Origin of the sequence: Bradyrhizobium sp. 192 (genome assembly GCF_023100965.1) — a bacterium.
Classification (GTDB): Bacteria; Pseudomonadota; Alphaproteobacteria; order Rhizobiales; family Xanthobacteraceae; genus Bradyrhizobium; species Bradyrhizobium symbiodeficiens.
In genome coordinates this window covers 5132454-5148961 of sequence record NZ_CP064690.1, presented here as the reverse complement: position 1 = coordinate 5148961, position 16508 = coordinate 5132454, and the positions used below count along the sequence as shown (strand labels likewise).

The 16508-nt window shown below is 63.0% G+C and carries 24 protein-coding genes; 17 read left to right on the top strand and 7 right to left on the bottom strand.

Going from position 1 to position 16508, the window contains the following annotated elements:
• The first annotated feature begins 15 nt into the window (after nucleotides 1-15).
• Nucleotides 16-195, top strand: a complete 180-nt coding sequence (locus tag IVB24_RS23710; protein ID WP_244607589.1) for a hypothetical protein — start codon at nucleotides 16-18, stop codon at nucleotides 193-195.
• Between the two features lie 70 nt (nucleotides 196-265).
• Nucleotides 266-583 carry a hypothetical protein gene (locus IVB24_RS23705; protein WP_247769239.1) on the top strand — a complete coding sequence of 106 codons (318 nt, stop codon included), beginning with the start codon at nucleotides 266-268 and terminating at the stop codon, nucleotides 581-583.
• 22 nt (nucleotides 584-605) lie between these two features.
• Here the strand turns inward: IVB24_RS23705 and IVB24_RS23700 are convergent, their stop codons facing one another.
• A complete protein-coding gene (locus IVB24_RS23700) occupies nucleotides 606-950 on the bottom strand; it encodes a multidrug efflux SMR transporter (protein ID WP_094974405.1) in 345 nt (114 codons plus the stop codon).
• 128 nt (nucleotides 951-1078) lie between these two features.
• Nucleotides 1079-1744: a class I SAM-dependent methyltransferase gene (locus IVB24_RS23695; RefSeq protein ID WP_247769238.1), complete on the bottom strand. Its 666-nt coding sequence runs from the start codon at nucleotides 1742-1744 to the stop codon at nucleotides 1079-1081.
• Between the two features lie 98 nt (nucleotides 1745-1842).
• On the opposite strand from IVB24_RS23695, the gene IVB24_RS23690 reads away from it, so the two are divergent.
• The 3 genes from IVB24_RS23690 to pdxY all read left to right on the top strand — a co-directional run bounded on the left by IVB24_RS23690 (nucleotide 1843) and on the right by pdxY (nucleotide 4090).
• Complete coding sequence (locus IVB24_RS23690; RefSeq protein ID WP_247769237.1) at nucleotides 1843-2487, top strand: TetR family transcriptional regulator; 645 nt, start codon at nucleotides 1843-1845, stop codon at nucleotides 2485-2487.
• Nucleotides 2488-2580: 93 nt separating this feature from the next.
• A complete protein-coding gene (locus IVB24_RS23685; RefSeq protein ID WP_247769236.1) occupies nucleotides 2581-3222 on the top strand; it encodes an FMN-binding negative transcriptional regulator in 642 nt (213 codons plus the stop codon).
• A 49-nt stretch (nucleotides 3223-3271) separates the two neighbouring features.
• A complete protein-coding gene (pdxY, locus tag IVB24_RS23680; protein ID WP_247769235.1) occupies nucleotides 3272-4090 on the top strand; it encodes a pyridoxal kinase in 819 nt (272 codons plus the stop codon).
• A 5-nt stretch (nucleotides 4091-4095) separates the two neighbouring features.
• On the opposite strand, the gene IVB24_RS23675 is transcribed toward pdxY, so the two are convergent.
• Complete coding sequence (locus IVB24_RS23675) at nucleotides 4096-5406, bottom strand: hypothetical protein (RefSeq protein ID WP_247769234.1); 1311 nt, start codon at nucleotides 5404-5406, stop codon at nucleotides 4096-4098.
• Nucleotides 5407-5731: 325 nt separating this feature from the next.
• Here IVB24_RS23675 and IVB24_RS23670 point away from each other — a divergent pair, with 325 nt between their 5' ends.
• From IVB24_RS23670 to IVB24_RS23655, 4 genes are all read left to right on the top strand, one after another.
• Nucleotides 5732-5902 (top strand): Flp family type IVb pilin, encoded by a 171-nt coding sequence (locus IVB24_RS23670; RefSeq protein ID WP_140479345.1) that lies wholly within the window; start codon nucleotides 5732-5734, stop codon nucleotides 5900-5902.
• 211 nt (nucleotides 5903-6113) lie between these two features.
• Nucleotides 6114-6362, top strand: a complete 249-nt coding sequence (locus IVB24_RS23665; protein WP_166474960.1) for a hypothetical protein — start codon at nucleotides 6114-6116, stop codon at nucleotides 6360-6362.
• 237 nt (nucleotides 6363-6599) lie between these two features.
• Nucleotides 6600-6797, top strand: coding sequence for a hypothetical protein (locus IVB24_RS23660; RefSeq protein WP_166473872.1), 198 nt, complete (start codon nucleotides 6600-6602; stop codon nucleotides 6795-6797).
• Nucleotides 6798-6899: 102 nt separating this feature from the next.
• The gene (locus tag IVB24_RS23655) at nucleotides 6900-7820 is read left to right on the top strand and encodes a DMT family transporter (RefSeq protein WP_247769233.1); all 921 of its coding nucleotides are present in this window, start codon (nucleotides 6900-6902) and stop codon (nucleotides 7818-7820) included.
• On the opposite strand, the gene IVB24_RS23650 is transcribed toward IVB24_RS23655, so the two are convergent.
• Nucleotides 7796-8179 carry a zinc ribbon domain-containing protein YjdM gene (locus IVB24_RS23650; RefSeq protein ID WP_247769232.1) on the bottom strand — a complete coding sequence of 128 codons (384 nt, stop codon included), beginning with the start codon at nucleotides 8177-8179 and terminating at the stop codon, nucleotides 7796-7798. The genes IVB24_RS23655 and IVB24_RS23650 overlap by 25 nt on opposite strands.
• Before the next feature lie 219 nt (nucleotides 8180-8398).
• On the opposite strand from IVB24_RS23650, the gene IVB24_RS23645 reads away from it, so the two are divergent.
• The 7 genes from IVB24_RS23645 to IVB24_RS23615 all read left to right on the top strand — a co-directional run bounded on the left by IVB24_RS23645 (nucleotide 8399) and on the right by IVB24_RS23615 (nucleotide 12444).
• On the top strand, nucleotides 8399-8758 hold the full coding sequence (locus tag IVB24_RS23645) for a cytochrome c (RefSeq protein ID WP_247769231.1): 360 nt from the start codon (nucleotides 8399-8401) through the stop codon (nucleotides 8756-8758).
• A 173-nt stretch (nucleotides 8759-8931) separates the two neighbouring features.
• Nucleotides 8932-9336 carry a VOC family protein gene (locus IVB24_RS23640; RefSeq protein WP_247769230.1) on the top strand — a complete coding sequence of 135 codons (405 nt, stop codon included), beginning with the start codon at nucleotides 8932-8934 and terminating at the stop codon, nucleotides 9334-9336.
• Nucleotides 9337-9457: 121 nt separating this feature from the next.
• Nucleotides 9458-10129 carry a cell envelope biogenesis protein TolA gene (locus IVB24_RS23635; protein ID WP_247769229.1) on the top strand — a complete coding sequence of 224 codons (672 nt, stop codon included), beginning with the start codon at nucleotides 9458-9460 and terminating at the stop codon, nucleotides 10127-10129.
• 88 nt (nucleotides 10130-10217) lie between these two features.
• Entirely contained in the window at nucleotides 10218-10544 is a 327-nt protein-coding gene (locus IVB24_RS23630; protein ID WP_247769228.1) for a hypothetical protein, read from the top strand.
• 244 nt (nucleotides 10545-10788) lie between these two features.
• Entirely contained in the window at nucleotides 10789-11070 is a 282-nt protein-coding gene (locus tag IVB24_RS23625) for a hypothetical protein (RefSeq protein WP_094974393.1), read from the top strand.
• 767 nt (nucleotides 11071-11837) lie between these two features.
• Nucleotides 11838-12143, top strand: coding sequence for a GlsB/YeaQ/YmgE family stress response membrane protein (locus tag IVB24_RS23620; RefSeq protein WP_094974392.1), 306 nt, complete (start codon nucleotides 11838-11840; stop codon nucleotides 12141-12143).
• 82 nt (nucleotides 12144-12225) lie between these two features.
• A complete protein-coding gene (locus IVB24_RS23615) occupies nucleotides 12226-12444 on the top strand; it encodes a hypothetical protein (RefSeq protein WP_166474966.1) in 219 nt (72 codons plus the stop codon).
• 34 nt (nucleotides 12445-12478) lie between these two features.
• Here the strand turns inward: IVB24_RS23615 and IVB24_RS23610 are convergent, their stop codons facing one another.
• Nucleotides 12479-13261: a class I SAM-dependent methyltransferase gene (locus tag IVB24_RS23610; RefSeq protein WP_276578212.1), complete on the bottom strand. Its 783-nt coding sequence runs from the start codon at nucleotides 13259-13261 to the stop codon at nucleotides 12479-12481.
• Nucleotides 13262-13368: 107 nt separating this feature from the next.
• On the opposite strand from IVB24_RS23610, the gene IVB24_RS23605 reads away from it, so the two are divergent.
• Entirely contained in the window at nucleotides 13369-13635 is a 267-nt protein-coding gene (locus IVB24_RS23605) for a DUF2312 domain-containing protein (RefSeq protein ID WP_246927820.1), read from the top strand.
• 228 nt (nucleotides 13636-13863) lie between these two features.
• On the opposite strand, the gene IVB24_RS23600 is transcribed toward IVB24_RS23605, so the two are convergent.
• Both IVB24_RS23600 and IVB24_RS23595 read right to left on the bottom strand, forming a co-directional pair.
• Entirely contained in the window at nucleotides 13864-14376 is a 513-nt protein-coding gene (locus IVB24_RS23600; protein ID WP_247769227.1) for a ParB N-terminal domain-containing protein, read from the bottom strand.
• A gap of 241 nt (nucleotides 14377-14617) precedes the next feature.
• Nucleotides 14618-16390 (bottom strand): ATP-binding protein, encoded by a 1773-nt coding sequence (locus IVB24_RS23595; protein WP_247769226.1) that lies wholly within the window; start codon nucleotides 16388-16390, stop codon nucleotides 14618-14620.
• Between the last annotated feature and the right edge of the window lie 118 nt (nucleotides 16391-16508).

Below are 16508 nucleotides of genomic sequence, written 5' to 3'. Positions count from 1 at the left end.
GCAAGGGGATGCGAATTGGCCTACAAAATGGTCGCAGAACGCGACAACGCGAAGTACAGTTTCGACCGCGAGAGCCGGCTGCTCATCGTGGCGAAGGCGAAGGTGTGGGTGAGCGAGGGGTGGCAGGTCGTCATCACCGACCAGGACGGCAAGGCCTACGCTCCGCCGGAGTTCGATCAGCTGTCGGCGGCGTGACCGAAAGCGGGCGAGGGGACGGCATTTGACATCGCTGTTTCGACCTGGGCGCGACCGGATCGTGCCCCTGATGAGTGTTGCGGCCGCCGCTGTTCTGACGGTGACGGTTGCCGCCGCGCAAAATCTCGACGCCGGCAAGCCACCCGCCAAGCTGTTCGCTGACGGCTGCGCGACCTGCCATCGCAGCCCGCGCGGCCTTGCCAAGGGGCGCTTCAGCCTGACGCTGTCCTGGTTCCTCAAGGATCACTACGCGACCAGTTTGGATTCGGCCAAGGCGCTCGCTGCTTATCTGCAGTCTGTTGACGAGCCGCCGCCGCGCGCTGCGGTCAGGCCCAAGAAGCCCGCGCGGTCCGCTCCGCGTTCGGCAAAGCCCGTGCAGAGCCAATAGCCGGCGCGTCGGCTCCCCGGCATCAATGCACATTGGTCTCCGAGAACAAGTTGATGACCACGACACCTGATACGATCAGGGCAATGCCGACGAAGGCTGCGGCGTCCAGTATCTGGCGGAACAGCACGAAGGACACGGTGGCGGTCAGGATGATGCCGACCCCACCCCAGATCGCATAGGCGATGCTCAACGGGACAACCCGGATCGCCAACGACAGCGCATAGAACGAGGCGACGTAGAGCAGGACCATCCCCAGTGTCGGCCACGGACGGGTGAACTGCGCCGACTGCTGCAACAACGCCGACGCGGTGACCTCGAACACGATGGCGAGCGCGAGTGCCGCGTAGGCATTGAAAGCCGGGGTCATGAGTCTCTCAGCGGGTGATAGGTGCAGCGCGACAGCCAAGGTCAGCCATGAACAGACTCTTCGCTGACAGCGAATATCATTTGTAAGTGACGAAGCTGCGACACCGGCTGGAAACGGACCGTGCAGTGTCAGTTGATCCGCACGGTTAGCTCGACGTCTTCGGCGAAGGGTGTGGACATGTAGCCGCTGCCGGGCGCGCGCACGCGCGCCAGATAGTCCGGGCTGTCGTCGGCATTGTCGGCGACGATGATCGCGCCCGGACCGAGATGGCCTTCCAGCAGATCGAGGATCTCCGGATAGAGCGCCTTGGCGCCGTCGAGCAGCACGAGATCGATCGTGTCGGGCAGATCGATGCTGAGCGTCTTCAGCGCGTCGCCTTCGCGGATCTCGACGAGATCGATCAAACCGCCGGCGATGAGGTTCTGCCGTGCCCGCGCCGCCTTGGACGGCTCGAACTCGCTGGTGATGAGGTGGCCGCCGCCATTGTCGCGCAGGCCTGCGGCAAGGTGCAGTGTCGAGATGCCGAACGACGTGCCAAACTCGACGATCGCCCTGGCGCGGGAGGCGCGGGCTAGCATGTAGAGCAGGCGGCCTGTTTCGCGCGAGACCGCAAGCGGCGCCTCCTTCAGGCGTCCGTAGAGGTCGCGATAGTCGGTCTTGCTCCGCATCAAGCGCGCCCGGTCGGCATCGGACAAATCTGCGACGGCGGCCAGCGTTGCGCCGTTTGCTGCTTCGGCCTCCTCGAACAGGCGCTCCAGCAGGGGCGCAAGCGATGTGATGGTCGGGATGGTCATTTTAGGTCTCCAGAGGTGGCGAAGAAACGCGTGCTTGCGTGCCCGCGTGAAATACGACTAATTCGTCGCATTTCCTATTCGCATTCCCCAAGTGAGCCATGGCCGAGCGTCGAAGCCGTTCAATTTCTTCACGAAAACAGCCGCAACAGGTCCGCTCCAGCGAGCTTGTCGCGGCCATCCTCGATGCCGCTGTTCAGGTTCTGACGAAGGAGGGCGCGCAGCGTTTCACCACGGCGCGGGTGGCGGAGCGGGCCGGGGTGAGCGTCGGATCGCTCTACCAATATTTTCCGAACAAGGCCGCGATCCTGTTCCGTCTCCAGAGCGACGAGTGGCGGCAAACGAGCGAGCTGCTGCGCGGCATCCTCGAAGACCGGGCGAAGCCACCGCCGGTGCGGCTGCGCGCGCTGGTGCATGCCTTCATTCTGTCCGAGTGCGAGGAGGCCGCGATCCGCGGCGCGCTCAGCGATGCAGCGCCGCTCTATCGCGACGCGCCCGAGGCGCAGGACGCGCGGGCCGCCGGTGAGGGGATCATCGCGGCGTTCATGCGGGAAGCGCTGCCCAAAGCCTCGGAGGCGACCCGTGCGCTTGCCGGCGAGCTGATCAAGACCACGCTGAGCGCGGTCGGCAAGCGGTTTTCGGAGACGCCGCGCAGTGAGGCCGAGATCGCACGTCATGCCGACGGGCTGGCCGACATGTTCTGCGCCTATCTCGGCGAGCTGGCACGGCGCCGAGATCATTCCTGACATCTGCGTTTTGCGGGACAATATCGTTTCTGATTCCAACAGACGATGGGTTAGCCTCAAATCGTCCCTCGTCCAGCCATCGAGCGCCGCGCCATGCATGTCCTTCGTCCCCAGTTCCACATCGAGGAGCAGCGCGCGTTGGAATTCGCGAGCAGGCGCGGCTTCGGCATGATCGTGGCAGCGGACGAGCGCGGCCCGCGCGCCTCGCATGTGCCGTTCGTGCTGGATCAGCGCGACGGGCGTGCCATCGTGCAGATCCATTTCACCGCCAAAAATCCGCTCGTGCCGCTCGCGGATGGCACGCGGCGCTTCCTGCTGATCGTTGCCGGCGACGATGCCTACATCTCCAACGACTGGTATTCCTCGCGCGACAACGTCTCGACCTGGCTCTACGAGGCGGTGCATCTGTCGGGCGTTGCCCATCCGCGCGAGCTGGACCAGAACCGCGGTCATGGCGACGCGCTGCTTGCGGTCTCCGAGGCGCGGCTGCCGAAGCAGCCCTGGGACCTCGCGCAGATGGAGGTGGCCAAGCGGGAGAGCATGCTGGCGGCGATCCGCGTCGTCGATCTCGTGATCGACACCGTCGAAGGTCAGGCCAAGCTCAACCAGCACAAGAGCGATGCGGATCATGTCGCCGTCGCTTGCCGGCTGGCGCGGTCGGAGGAGAGCGGACACCGGCGGCTGGCGCGGAAGATGCAGGCGTTGCGGCCGGGGCTTGGCTACGACATTTCGTGATCCGGGCCATGCTTGCCTTGCGGCACGTTTGACCCTACGGACCTCTTCCATGCTCGTCATCTCCATTCAAAGCCAGGTGGTCCACGGCCATGTCGGCAACAGCGCGGCCGCCTATGCCATTCAGGCGGAGGGCGTGAATGTTGCGGCGGTGCCGACGACGCTGCTGTCCAACCATCCGCGCTATCCGAGCCTGCGCGGGCGGGTGCTGGAGACCGAGCTCGTTGCCGATCTTCTGACCGGTGTGGAGGAGCGCGGTCTGGTCGACGAGGCCGCCGTGCTCGTCACCGGCTATCTCGGCTCGCCGGGCAACGCCGCCGTGATCGCCGATTTCGTCGAGCGGGCGCTCACGCGGAATTCAAGGCTCGTCTATCTCTGCGATCCCGTGATCGGCGATGACGGCCGCGTCTATGTCGCCGACGGCATTCTGGATGTGGTCCGGCACCGGCTGCTGCCGGCAGCCAACCTCACCACGCCGAACCAGTTCGAGCTCGAGTTGCTCTCAGGCCTCACGATCGCGAATGCGCAGGACCTGCGTGCGGCCTGTTCAACGCTGGCGGGGACCGGCCGCATCGACGTGGTCGCGACCGGCTGCACGCTCGCTGATACGGCGGCAGGGCAGGTGGAGACGATCCTGTGCGCCGCGGGGCAGTTGTCGCGCTTTGCGACGCCGCGCCTGCCGATCCGCCCCTCTGGCACCGGCGATCTCCTCACCGGCCTGATCGCCGCGCATCTGGCCAAGGGCGAGGCCATCGAGGCCGCCGTGCGGCTTGCGGTCGAAACCATCTTCGCGGTGCTGGTGCGTACCCAGGATGCCGGTACAGCCGAGATGCGGCTGGTGCCGCTGCCGAGGCCGATACACCAGCCGTAACGGCCTCAGGTCGCGCGCTTGCCGGTCGATTGCGCCGCCTTCTGTGGCTTGGCCGGGCTCTTCTGCTCACGCGCGGCTTGTGCCTTTTGGGCCTTTGGCGGCTTGGCGCTCGCGACAGCCCGCGACTTCTTAGGTTTGGCGCTGGCGACTTCCTTGCGCTCACTCGTGCCACGCTTTGATATGTATTCGGCGCCGTCGACCGGGCCGACATGCGGCGGGTCGCGGCCGAGATAGGGCCGGCCGATGCCATATGCCTTGCCGTTGGCGTCGACCCACTTCCACAGGATTTCGGTCGAGACCCAGCGCTGCGCGCGATTATTGCCCTGGGTGCTGACGATGTCTGCGGCCATGCCGTGGCCGTAGCCGCCGCGCGTGCTGCCACCGTGATAGGAGCGGTCGGAGGCGGCCTTCAGGCCGCTCGCGATCGACTGGCGGTAATCGTCGCGGAACGCGCTGGTGATGCCGGGCGAGAGGCCGGCGGCCTCCGCGGCGAGCAGCGTGCGGAACAGCTTCCGCTTGAAGCTCTTGTCCATGCCGCCGATGACGTAGTCCATCATCGACATGCCGGCATGCTCGGCCGCCTTCGGATCCTTCCAGCCGAAATCCTGGTCGACCAGCTTGGTGAAACTGCGCATCACCGTGACCGTCTTGCCCTTGCCCTTGCGCTTGACGGTGACGGCACGGCGCTCCTGGACCTTGATCGAGTCCTCTTTCGCGGTGCGCTGATAGAGCGCCCAGAGATAACGGTCGATGCAGGCATCCATGACGAAGCATTCGTCGAGCACGGCGACGGTGTCGGCCGGCGGCGATGCCTTGCTCGCAGGTGTGGCGGGGCCGGTCGCGATCGCCGCGGGCGACAGTTCGTCCGTCGTCACGATCTCGGTGGGATCGGCAGAGGCGAGCTTGACGGTTGCTGGCGCTGCAACCGGGACAGCCTCGCTGACGGCGGGCTCTGGTTCAGGCGAGATCTGCGGCGCGGGCGGCGTCTCCGCCGGCAGGATCAGCGCCGGATCGGCCGAGGCGAGCTTGATGGCGGGCGGCTCGGGCACCGTTTCAGTGATCGTCGGGGCCGGTGCCGCGGCGACAGCAGCCGCGATGTCGGCGGTCAAGGCGACGCCGTCCTCGATCGTCGCAGCGCGCGGCACGTCGGCGAGGTCGAGCCGGCTGAGATCTTTGGCACGGGACACGGCAGCCGCATTGGCGCCGCTGTTCTCGATGAGGGCAGGGGCATAGGCGGAGAGGGAGAGCGCCAGCCAGCCGGCGAGAACGGCCGAGGGGCACGCGACCGCCACCAGAAGAGACCGCCGATCGTTCATGATCCCTGCCTCCAAACGGTTCTGTTCGGACACGCTCTGTCGGAACAGTCATGATGCAAAAACAGTCTTGCACGGAAAGGCACGCAGCGCCTCGATTGTTCGGAGGACCGTGTGGCGGCGCAATGGCGTAAATCGGCGAAAACGGGCTTTTCGTGGGGGTGTTGCCAAGCTGCAACGCGGGTTCCACTGTCGTTTTGGAGGGGACCGCGAGCAAAAGCGGCGTTCATTGTCGTCAACTTGAAGCGATCGGATTTACTCAATCTTGGATTGTGGTGGTGCATTTCTCGCTTGCCGGCGTTCCGGCAGAGTTGGGAAGGACGCGATTGTGACGTTGAAATGCAAATGGACCGAATTCCTCGCCGATGAATCCGGCGCCACCGCGATCGAATACGGCCTGATCGCAGCCGGGATCGCGCTCGCGATCATCGAGATCATCCATGCGCTCGGCATCAATCTCGTCGCAAAGCTGCAGTCGCTGGCGACTGCATTGAAATAGGGCGTCGCGCGATGGCCGGGGCGGTGTGCTCGGTGGCTGAACACCGTCCATAAAACCGTCATGTCGCGGCCGGCCGTGATTCGGTCAACGCCTTGTACGCGTTAAACATATCGCCATGCACCGCACGCGCTGTTGCAATGCAACAAAGTATGTCGCAATGCAGCAAACCGCGCCTAAATAGGCTCCGACTCTTCCACTCAGGAGCATGACAATGAACAAGAAGACTCTGTCGATCGCCGCCGCCATCCTGGCGATCGCGGGCAGCACCGCGGCTTTCGCCGCCGAGTTGCCGACTTACGAGACCAACGGATTTCCGGTCTCGCCCTTGCAGGTTCGCGTCCTCGGTGCCGCGCATGTCGAGCAGCAGTCCGCTGCGCCGACCACGCTCGCCTCGGTCCACCAGGTGAACGTGCTCAGCCCTCGCAAGGTGAAGACCGCCACCGTCGGCGTGGCGCGCTAAGCTGACATTTTGAACGGCAGGTGGGCTCCGCGGAGAAGCGGGACCCACTGCCTCAATCGAAAGCGCCGCTGCTTGCGCATCGGGTGCGCGCATGGTGCAACGTCTCGGCACGGCGAATCGACGCCGATGCGCTGATCGAGAATCCGGCCGCGAACAAGTTCGCGTGAATGTGCCGGAGATGTATCCCCGTTCATAACGAGCGTGATCCCTTTAAGAGTTGCTTTGCACGTCGCGTTGATGCGGCCGCGCATCGTTGCGGCCAATTTTGAAATCATATTGGAGGCCGTCATGCCCGTTGCGCAGAAAGCCGGTATCGTCACCATTTCGCCGCGTGCGTTCATTCTCAAGCACGCGGTCTTGTTCGCCGCGGCCGCTTTGTTCGTGTTCGTGCTGAGCCTGACCTACGGCCTCGATCTCAGCCCCGGATTTTTCTGAGCGATATCCGGCGTTGCGCTGAAGCCCGGTAATCACCCCGCGTGCCAGCCCTGCAGCCGCGTGGGTTGAGCCGATATGGGCGCTGACATAAGGCTGAAGCCCATGGATCAGCGGACGAGCGGCGCTGGCGCTCTCTCTCAGAAGCACGATACGGCGCCGGCACTGCTCGGCGTCCTTTGCGGCCTTGCCGCGGCGCTGTTCTGGGCGCTCGGCTTTGCCGCCACGCGGCATGGCCTCAAGGTCGGCTTCACGCCGGTCGATCTGCTGGTGCATCGCTATGTCTGGTCGGGACTCGTGTTCCTGCCGCTGGTGTTCCGCGCCGGCATCTCCGATCTCTGCGGCATCGGCTGGAGCAGGGGCCTCGTGCTGATGGTGCTCGGCGGCCCCGTGATGTCGCTGATCTCCTACACCGGATTCCTGTTCGTGCCGCTCGGCCATGGCAGCGTGATCCAGCCCTCCTGCGCGACGCTCGGCGGCCTCTTGCTCGCGGCGGTGGTGCTGAAGGAGCACATCTCGGCCTCGCGCCTTGCCGGTGCGGTCGTCATCGTCGGCGGCCTCGGCGTGATCGGCGCGGAATCGATCGGCCACATCGGGGCCGACGGCGTGCTCGGCGATTTGACCTTCGTGCTCACCGGATTGATGTTCGCAGGCTTCGGCGCGGCACTGCGCCATTGGCGCGTCTCGGCCGTGTCGGCTGCGCTGGTGATCAACGTGCTGTCGCTGCTGCTGCTGCCGGTCTACATCGCAAACGTCGGCCTGGCCCATGTTGCGGCGATCGGCGTGACCGAGAATGTGATCCAGGCGCTGGCGCAGGGCGTGCTCGCCGGCCCCGCCGCGCTCTATCTCTACGCGGTTTCGGTGCAGCGCCTCGGCGTCGCCCGCGCCGCGGTGTTTCCGGCCTGCGTGCCGGCGCTGACGCTGCTCACCGGCTGGCTGCTGCTCGGCGAGGCGCCGACGATGCTGCAGGGCGCGGGGCTGGTGACGGTGCTGTGCGGATTCTATCTGGCGCAGCGGCAGAGGTAGGCGCGAGGCTCAAGCCTTCTTCCGAAATCCGATTTCAGGTTCATCGCGCCGATGCCGTCGATCTTGCAGGCGATGTCGTGGCCGTCGCTGGCGTCCTGCAGGCGGATGTTGCGCACCTTGGTGCCGCCCTTGACCACCGAGGAGGAGCCCTTGATCTTGAGATCCTTGATCACGATGACGCTGTCGCCATCGGTGAGCACGTTGCCGTTGGCATCGCGCACGCCGGCCGCCTGCGCGGTGTCCGCTGCCGCCTCCGCCGCACCGCTCCATTCATGGCCGCATTCCGGGCAGACCCAGAGATCGCGGTCCTGATAGGCGTGCTCGGAGTTGCAGGCGGGGCATTTCATCGCGTCGGTCATTGGCTGGTCTCGTAAAAGCGCTTCGTTTGCGGCGCGACCGTAGGGGCGGGATCGCGGAAAGCAAGCGAAAGCTGCGGGAAGCGCCGGTGCGATATCACCGAAACGGCGCGATCCGGATCGCGATGAGCCAGCCGAGGCGCTCGCTTGACGCAGATCAACTTCAGCCGCTCGGTGCGACCTACGCTTCACATGCCCTCGAACCAACAGCGGGGAATGGCGATGTCGCACAGCGTTCGAATCTATCTCGGCTTGATCGTTCTGATCGCGTTGTCGGTGCTGTTTCTGCTGGGCGTCGTTCACACCGCCGCGGGGGAGCCGCGGTCCGGCCCGCGCGCCGTGGCCGAGGGGCATCGTCTGGCAGAGGCGTGGTGCCAGACCTGTCACGCCGTCGATGCGCACACGGCCGGATTCTTCGACGAGGCCCCGAGCTTCCAGGCCATCGCCGACCGCAGCGGCACCACCGCGCTGTCGCTCAGGGTGTTCTGGCGGACCAGCCACCGGAACATGCCGAACCTCGTGATCTCGCCGCAGCAGGCCGACGCGCTGTCGGCCTACATCCTGAGCCTTCGAGACAAGTGAGGCCGCCGAAAGCGATTTTTGCGAAAACAACCCCATGCACAGTAGAGATGTCTTTGATAAGGCTCGTATATTTCGGTAACGCCGAATGATGACTTGCGGCGTCGGGCAAAACACCGGATTGCGCTGCGCTCCATCCGGGCTACGCTCGCCGCGCAACCCGCGACGAGCCCGCCATGACCTTCCTGCTCAACATCGACGTCCCCGACGTGGCGCAGGCCACGCGCTTCTACACCGCCGCCTTCGGCCTCAGCGTCGGCCGCCGCTTCGGCACTGATTTCGTCGAACTGCTCGGCTGGCCCGCGCCGGTCTATCTCCTGACCAAGCAGGCCGGCACGATCGGTGCCGGCGGCGACCGCCGCCGCTACGAGCGGCACTGGACGCCGATGCATATCGACGTCGTCGTCGAGGATGTCGACGCCGCGGTCGCGCGCGCGCTCGGCGCCGGCGCGATCCTGGAGGCGCCGGCGCGCGATGCGCCCTATGGGCGGATCGCGATGCTGGCCGATCCGTTCGGGCACGGGTTTTGTCTGCTGGCGTTCAGCGAGAAGGGATACGATGCGCTGATTGGAAGTTCGTAGTTCGTAGCCCGGATGAGCGAAGCGACATCCGGGATATACCTCGCAGGATAAGTCCCCGGATATCGCTTCGCTCATCCGGGCTACGATCGCTAACAGACAGCGAAATCACAATCGGGACGACATGCCGGCAAAGCCGAAACGAAAACTCAAGACCTACCAGACCTCGCTCGGCTTCTATGACCAGGCCATCGCCGCACCCTCGATGAAGGCGGCGCTCGAGGCCTGGGGCGCCAGCTCCAACCTGTTCCATCAGGGCGCGGCGAAGGAGACTGACGATCCCGATGTCGTCGCGGCGACCATGGCGAAGCCGGGCGTCGTGCTCAGGCGCCCGGTCGGCTCGGACGGTGCGTTCAGCGAAAGCGCCGAACTGCCGACCGATCTCGGCGATGACGACGCCGAGCCCGGCAGCAAGCGCAAGAAACATCCCAAGAAGCAACCGAAGCGCGAGACGCGATCGGCGAAGCGTCCCGCCAAGGCCGCAAGGAAATCATCCGGCAAGAGCGACGAACAGGCAGCCCGCAAGGCCGCAGCCGCGTTCGAGAAGGAGGAGCGGCGGCGCGAGGCCGCGCGCGCCAAGGAGGAGGCCGCCCGCGCCAGGGACCGCGCACGCCGCGACAAGGCGGTCGCTGCCGCCGAGGCCGCGCTGGACAAGGCACGACGGGAACACGATTCCAGGGCGGAGGCGATCGAAGCCGAGCGCGCCGCACTGGACGAGCGCGCGGAAGCGGAACAGGACCGCTGGGACAAGCAGCGGATCAAGCTTCAGGAGGCGCTGCGCCGGGCGCGGGAATAGGGCGCGAGCGCCGGGACCAACTTGTCTGGCGCAGCGGCGAGATCGCGGTTCCATCCCTATATGAGCTGATGTCTCATGCAGGTTCTCCATGCCCGAAAAGCGCTCGAAATCCGCAAGTCCGATGCTCGTACGTCCCAAGCGCGCGGCGCCGGTGCTGGTCTGCCGCAAATGTCTCAAGCGCAGCGACGAGGGCCGCGATGTCGGTCGCGCGCTCAAATCCGAATTGAAGGCGCGGAGGCCTGATGGCCTCAAGCCGGCCAAGCTGGTCATGACCGGATGCTTCGGCCTGTGCCCGAAGCGATCGATCGTGGTCGCGAGCGGCGCCAGCCTGCAGCGGCAGGAATATGTGCTGGTCGAGGACCGCGCCCAGGTGCCGCGCGCGCTCGCGCTGCTGAACGGCGAGCGCGACGGTTGATCCCACGGCTGCGGCTGAAGCGCCGGAGCGCGCGCCTCGTCCTTCGAGACGGCGCTGACGCGCCTCCTCAGGATGAGGCTGAGCGACATCCGTGCCCGTTGAAGCTCTCGCCGCGCACTCCGCCCTCATCCTGAGGAGCCCGCCAGAGCGGGCGTCTCGAAGGATGGCCGCAGAAAAGATCGCGCGAAATTTGCTTGCCTTGTTCCGAGTCCTTTTGCACTCTTGCCGCGAAGGAGACCCATGCATGACAAAAATCGCCGCCGCCTGCGCGCTCGGAACCGCCCTGGTGCTGAGCAGCCTCGCAACATCGGGCGCTGAAGCCCGGACGCGGAAAGCCGTCGTCGTTCGCGCACCCCAGGAGCGCCTCATCGTCACGGCGCCCGTGCTGAGGCCGACGCCGTGGGATTACAACGTCGTTCCGCGCTATCGCTATCGCCCCGAGGACGACAAGGTCGATCCCTACGGCCCGCCGCTGGTGCCGTCCTATGTGCGCTACGAGGGATGGCGCTGGCCGTATTGGTGGTAGGGAGCGAAAATCTGTAGGGGTTCGCATGGTCTGTAACGAAGACGGCCGTTGCTGGCGCGAACGCGGCGAACGACGCGTCATCCTTTGTGCGTTCAGGCCTGGTGTTCGTGCAGATCGCATCGGGGCTATCGCCTATGGCTCTTGAGAGCCGTCCGAGCGCGCGCCTCTTCCTTCGAGACGGCGCTTGCGCGCCTCCTCAGGATGAGGCTGATCGGCGCCGGTGCCCGTTGAAACAGCTGCCGCGCACTCCGTCCTCATCCTGAGGAGCCCGCTTACGGCGGGCGTCTCGAAGGATGGCCGCAGGGAAAGCTGTCATATGCGTTTGCCCTACAGATCGCATCGGGACCAAACGACGAAGGGGCGCTGTTAAGCCGCCCGTCGGTTTGCGCGTGATCTCTCGGATTAACCCTCGATGATATAGATGATTTCGTGGGTGCGCGGACACGAAGGTCAGCCATGGGGCCCGAAAGGCCTGGACCGGCCGAAGTTCCGTTTCTATTTCTGGTTTAGTTACGCCAGGGGTCGCGATACCAAAAAGACTACGAAATGCACGGCGAGCGGAGTCTTGTTTCCGGTGCAGCTTGGAAACGATCGAACGATTTCAAATATAAGTTGTATCGAGGGGGAACTCTTGGTCATTGCAGCTATTGTGCCCTAAGCGGATCAAGCTCGGCGAGCTCGACCAAATTGCCGCAACATCTGACGATCCTGGCCGACCAGAATGCGCCGATCCGCAGCCATTCGAACCAAGCGATCGAGGTCACAGAATGAACATGTCCGGCGAAAGCCTTTTGGTTATCTTGTTTGTTGGTCTCGTCGCCGGCTGGTTGGCGGGCCAGATCGTCCGCGGGACCGGTTTTGGGCTCGTCGGTGATATCATCATCGGAATTCTCGGCGCGTTTGTCGGCAGCTGGTTGTTGCCTCAGCTCGGCGTGCATCTTGGCAGCGGCACCATCAGCGCGATCGTCAACGCCACCATAGGCGCAGTCCTGCTGCTCCTCGTCGTCCGGCTGGTCCGCGGTGGCGGTGGATGGGGAAGCAACTGGCGCGGGAGCTGGGGTCGGCGCTGGTGACCCATGCTCACGCAGCGGCATCAGGCGCCGGTGAGGCGCGGGAGACGAGGGCGCTCGTGCTTACCTCCGGATCGGTGCAGGCATGTTAGACTTTTCGAACGCATCATTTTCGCCTGAAACGATCGACGTCATGAAAGCCGCGCTGGACACGGCGGTTGCGTCATTGCCAGCCCCGGTCAGCTCCGCGCATATCAAGGCCATCGCGGAAACGATCCTTCGCACCGCGAAGGAGGGCGAGCGAGACCCCGTTATCCTGCAGCGCATGGCGCTGATGGAGCTTCAGATCTTGCCGCGTTGCTGATCTCGGAATTGCGGCGACGGTCTTCGCCACATCTTCAGCCCGGCTTGCGTCCGCTGATCGCGTGCGCGCGGGCGTTGTAGGTGATGCGGCCGTCTGTGGCAGCGGGGAGACGCGCCCTCACGCGCTGCATGAGCGCGGTGAGGTCGGCCGCCGGCATGGCTGCGATCACCGGCGCGATGGAGGGGGCTTTCGTCTCCACGTTCCAGAACTCGTTGAAATCGGCAAAGGTCCGCTGCACGGTGATCTCGCGGGTGGCGATCTGCTGCAACCCGGCCGCGCTCCAAAAGGCCTGAAGCGCCGCAAGGGTGGACACTTCCATATGCCCCGGACGCGTGGGCGACAGCCCCATCGCGCGCATCTCGTCGAGGATCGGATCGAGCGGAAAGCCGCCGCCCAGCATGTCCCACATGTAGGTCGCGACCAGGCCGCCGGGACGAACGACCCGCGCCAATTCCGCGACACCTTTCGATGGGTCCGGCACGAACACGAGAACCAATGCCATCACCGCGACATCGAAACTCGCCGTCGGAAACGGCAGCGCCATGGCGTCGCCGGTTTGAAACGCAGCGCCGCGCGCGCCGGCACGCGTGCGGGCAAAGGCGAGCTGGCCCTCGGACGGATCGATGCCCTGCACGTCGCTGGGGGCGCAGCGCGCAACGATGAGCTCGGTGAAGGCGCCGCTGCCGCAGCCGACATCGATCCAGCGCAGCCCTTGCGCCGGCTTGAGCCAGTCGAGAAAGACCACGCCGACCGAACGGCTCCAGACTCCCATCATTTGCTCATAGGCGGCACCGTCATCGAAGCGAAGCTCGGCCATGGAACGGCTCCCTCGGCGTTTCAGCGGGCAATGCGCGGCCTGTGAGGTTAACACATTGGTCATTTCTTTGCGGTCATTTTCACGACCTCAGTCAGCAAAGAGGCACCATGTCCGACATCACCATTCCCGGCGGCAAGATCCGTTCGTTCGTCGAGCGGATCGAGAACCTCGACAGCGAAATGCAGGAGTTGAGCGAACAGAAGAAGGAAGTTTTCGCGGAAGCCAAGGGCGATGGTTTCGACGTGAAGATTCTCAAGGAGATCATCAAGCTGCGCAAGGAAGACAAGAACGAGCGCGACGAGCGCGAAAGCCTGCTCGACCTCTACATGCGCGCGATGGAGACCGCCTCGCCGGAGCAGGCGAAGGCGGCGTGAGACGATCGGGTTGATAGGTGACGGCAAGACGGCCGCGATCGCAGGGATTGCGGCCGTCATGCGCTGGCAGACACGCAAGGTAGCGCGCAGCAGACCTCACCGTCATTCCGGGGCGCGCGAAGCGCGAGCCCGGAATCCATTGCGCCACGCGTCGTGTCGCTTGATGGATTCCGGGCTCGCGCCCAAGCGGGCGCGCCCCGGAATGACGGCCTCAACCGAAGCCCGCCATCAATAGCGGCTGCCGGTGCCCTTCTGCTGCGTGATCCAGTCCGACAATGATTTCGGTTTCGCTTTCACCATCCGGACGGGGGATGCCTTCGGATTATCGCGCAGGCCTTTCGTCGAACCTGCGCGCGGCGCTTGCGTTGCGTTGCCTCTCGAGGCCGCCGTCGATGCCTCCGCGGCTTCCTTCTCGAGGCGCAACTGTTTCAATCGCGCCATCTTGATGCGCTCTGCCTCGACTTCGGGTCGCTCGGCGAGCAGCGGCTTGTGTTGAGCAAGCTCGGTCGGAACCAGGACGCCGAGAATGGTCGTCTCGCCGAGCGCCTTGCAGGCCTCCAACCGATGCAGTCCCTCGACCAGAACGAGGCGGTCTCCGTCGAGCCGCAGGGAAATAGGGGTCTGTTGCCCGATGTCCAGCATGCTTTCCGCGATCTCCGCGACGCTCTCGGGCTTGAGGGTCTTCTTCAGCTTCGTGGGAACGAAGATCTTCTCGATCGGGAAGCTTTCCGGTTTGGGCATAACTCGACTCCGCTTCTACCGGGGCCGTTGGAACTCATGCCGGCAAGGTCATGACTTTAAGGGGGATGGGCTCGACCGCAAAGGCAATTCGGCTCGTAGAATAGGTTGAGCTCTTGCGAAACCCATCAACAGTCTTGGTGGAAAAGATGGGTTTCGCAAGAGTTCAACCCATCAAACGGCTGCTGTCACCGTACCCCTGAGTCAGCGCGGCTAGCTATTGCTTGGTCCAGTTGTACGCCGCTTAAGTGAAACCCGTTGCTAAGGGTGGCATTATCCTTGCAAATTCATTTAGATCACGAAGAACATCCACCAAATCGCCTGCGTCGCTTTGCTCCAAATATTTGATAACTTGGTTTGACGTGATCGAAATACCCAGCTTTTCCTGAAGCTGCCCATTTAGCGCGGCGAAAGCCTTCTTTCCTGAGGATATGGCTGTCCTTCGAAGAGGCTCTTTCCATTCTTGCTCGAAGAGTTCGAGAGCCTCTTTGACGACTGTGGAAGCGTCCTTCGCGCTCCGTGTCCCAAAGTACCTTACACGATTTGAAATATATTGGCCCAGTACGTCAGCCTTCTGGTCAGCCATGATGCTCTCAAGCATTTGGCAGACGTCGCTCACTGATAGGGCAGCGGACGATTTGCGTTCTTTGAGCTTCTGTTGAGCTGCCTTTGCAATCGCGGAAGGCACGAGTAGATAGTTCTCGATCTCTTTTGAGCCCAGTATGTGAAAGTGCGGTACCGTCGCTCTGCCGTCCTTTAGAAGCTCCGCTATTTCGTCGCCGCAGCGAAAGTCTCGGTCCAACACCGCGGCTATCGAGATGTTCGCCTTTAAAATTTTCTCAAAGGCCCACGCCGTGTCTTGAATTCGTTTGTTTTGACTAAAGCCCCCTATTGGAACCACCGTTATGACAACGTCGTCGGCGATCGAGTCAAAGTTGAACTGTGACGCGTAGCGCCGAAGCAGGCGGTAGTCGTTGCCTTCTAAGAAGAGGATGCGGCGCCCCTTCGTCAGTCTAGCCAAGTGAATGTTTTGTGCAGATCCAATGCTGTTCAAGGCTTCCTGGAGACTATCAGCGTCGCTCACTCGCAATGCCGTTTTCTTGGCCCGATTGATGAGCACAACATCGTCATGATCTGCCTCGTTCACAATTTCGGCTGAGTGTGTCGCCAAGATAACTTGTTTGTTGGCATTCTTAAGCAACTGGAACAGTCTTCGTTGGAGGTCTGGATGCAGATAAATTTCGGGTTCGTCGACTATAAGAACGTTATCGGCGGCGGAACCCGTCAAGTGCGTTAGTATTTGGAGCCAAACCTGGAAGCCGAACCCGGCCCAATGAACCTCTCGGTCTATGCGTCCTTCTTTACAGAACATCGATAGGCGAGGCGGATAGGTCGGATCGAGTTCAGGCTGAGATATTGTCATCCCTTCCCATGTATTTGCGACGAGCGCCTCAAATGCTGAGAATTGGTCTCGTCGTCGATGCCAAACGTTGCGAAACACCCTGTGCGATCTTCGTGTATCCTCAGACTGGCGAACGTAGTCGTCAGTTAGCAGAAGCTCTTCTTCCTCCAGAGGACCTAAGGTCGGAAAAGGGTAGATTGCGACTGGAAAATTCTTTCGAAATTGTGCTGTCGTTGTCGTTCGCTGTTTCGCTTCCACAACAGTCATTATGCAACGGGCATTGTCGTAGAAGCTAAGTTGCAGCTTGTTGCCGTTCTCGAGCGAAAAAGTTACCGAGGTTTCCACATTAGTCTGATAGTCAGAATGAATATTGGCCAACGATATAGGAAAGTTTGTCGTTGGAATCTCGTAGCCCGAGACAGTATTCCCATTAACTGAAATCGGGGATTGAACTCGACGTGAAGCATAGCGGTGAGCTGCTGCCATGGCCCGGAATGCATCTAGAATTGTCGATTTTCCCGCGTTATTCGGGCCTACCAATACATTCATTGTCCGCAACTGGACGGTATAGTCCCTCAAGGACTTGAAATTGCGAAATCGAATGGACTTGAACATTATTGGTCCTGTTGGCTTTCGAAGGTTAATCGATTGCACGCGAAAGTTGTCACAAGCCTAATTGTTATCAAACAAGCAAAAAGGGGATGGCGTGCGCCACCCCCTTGTTTTTCGGCGA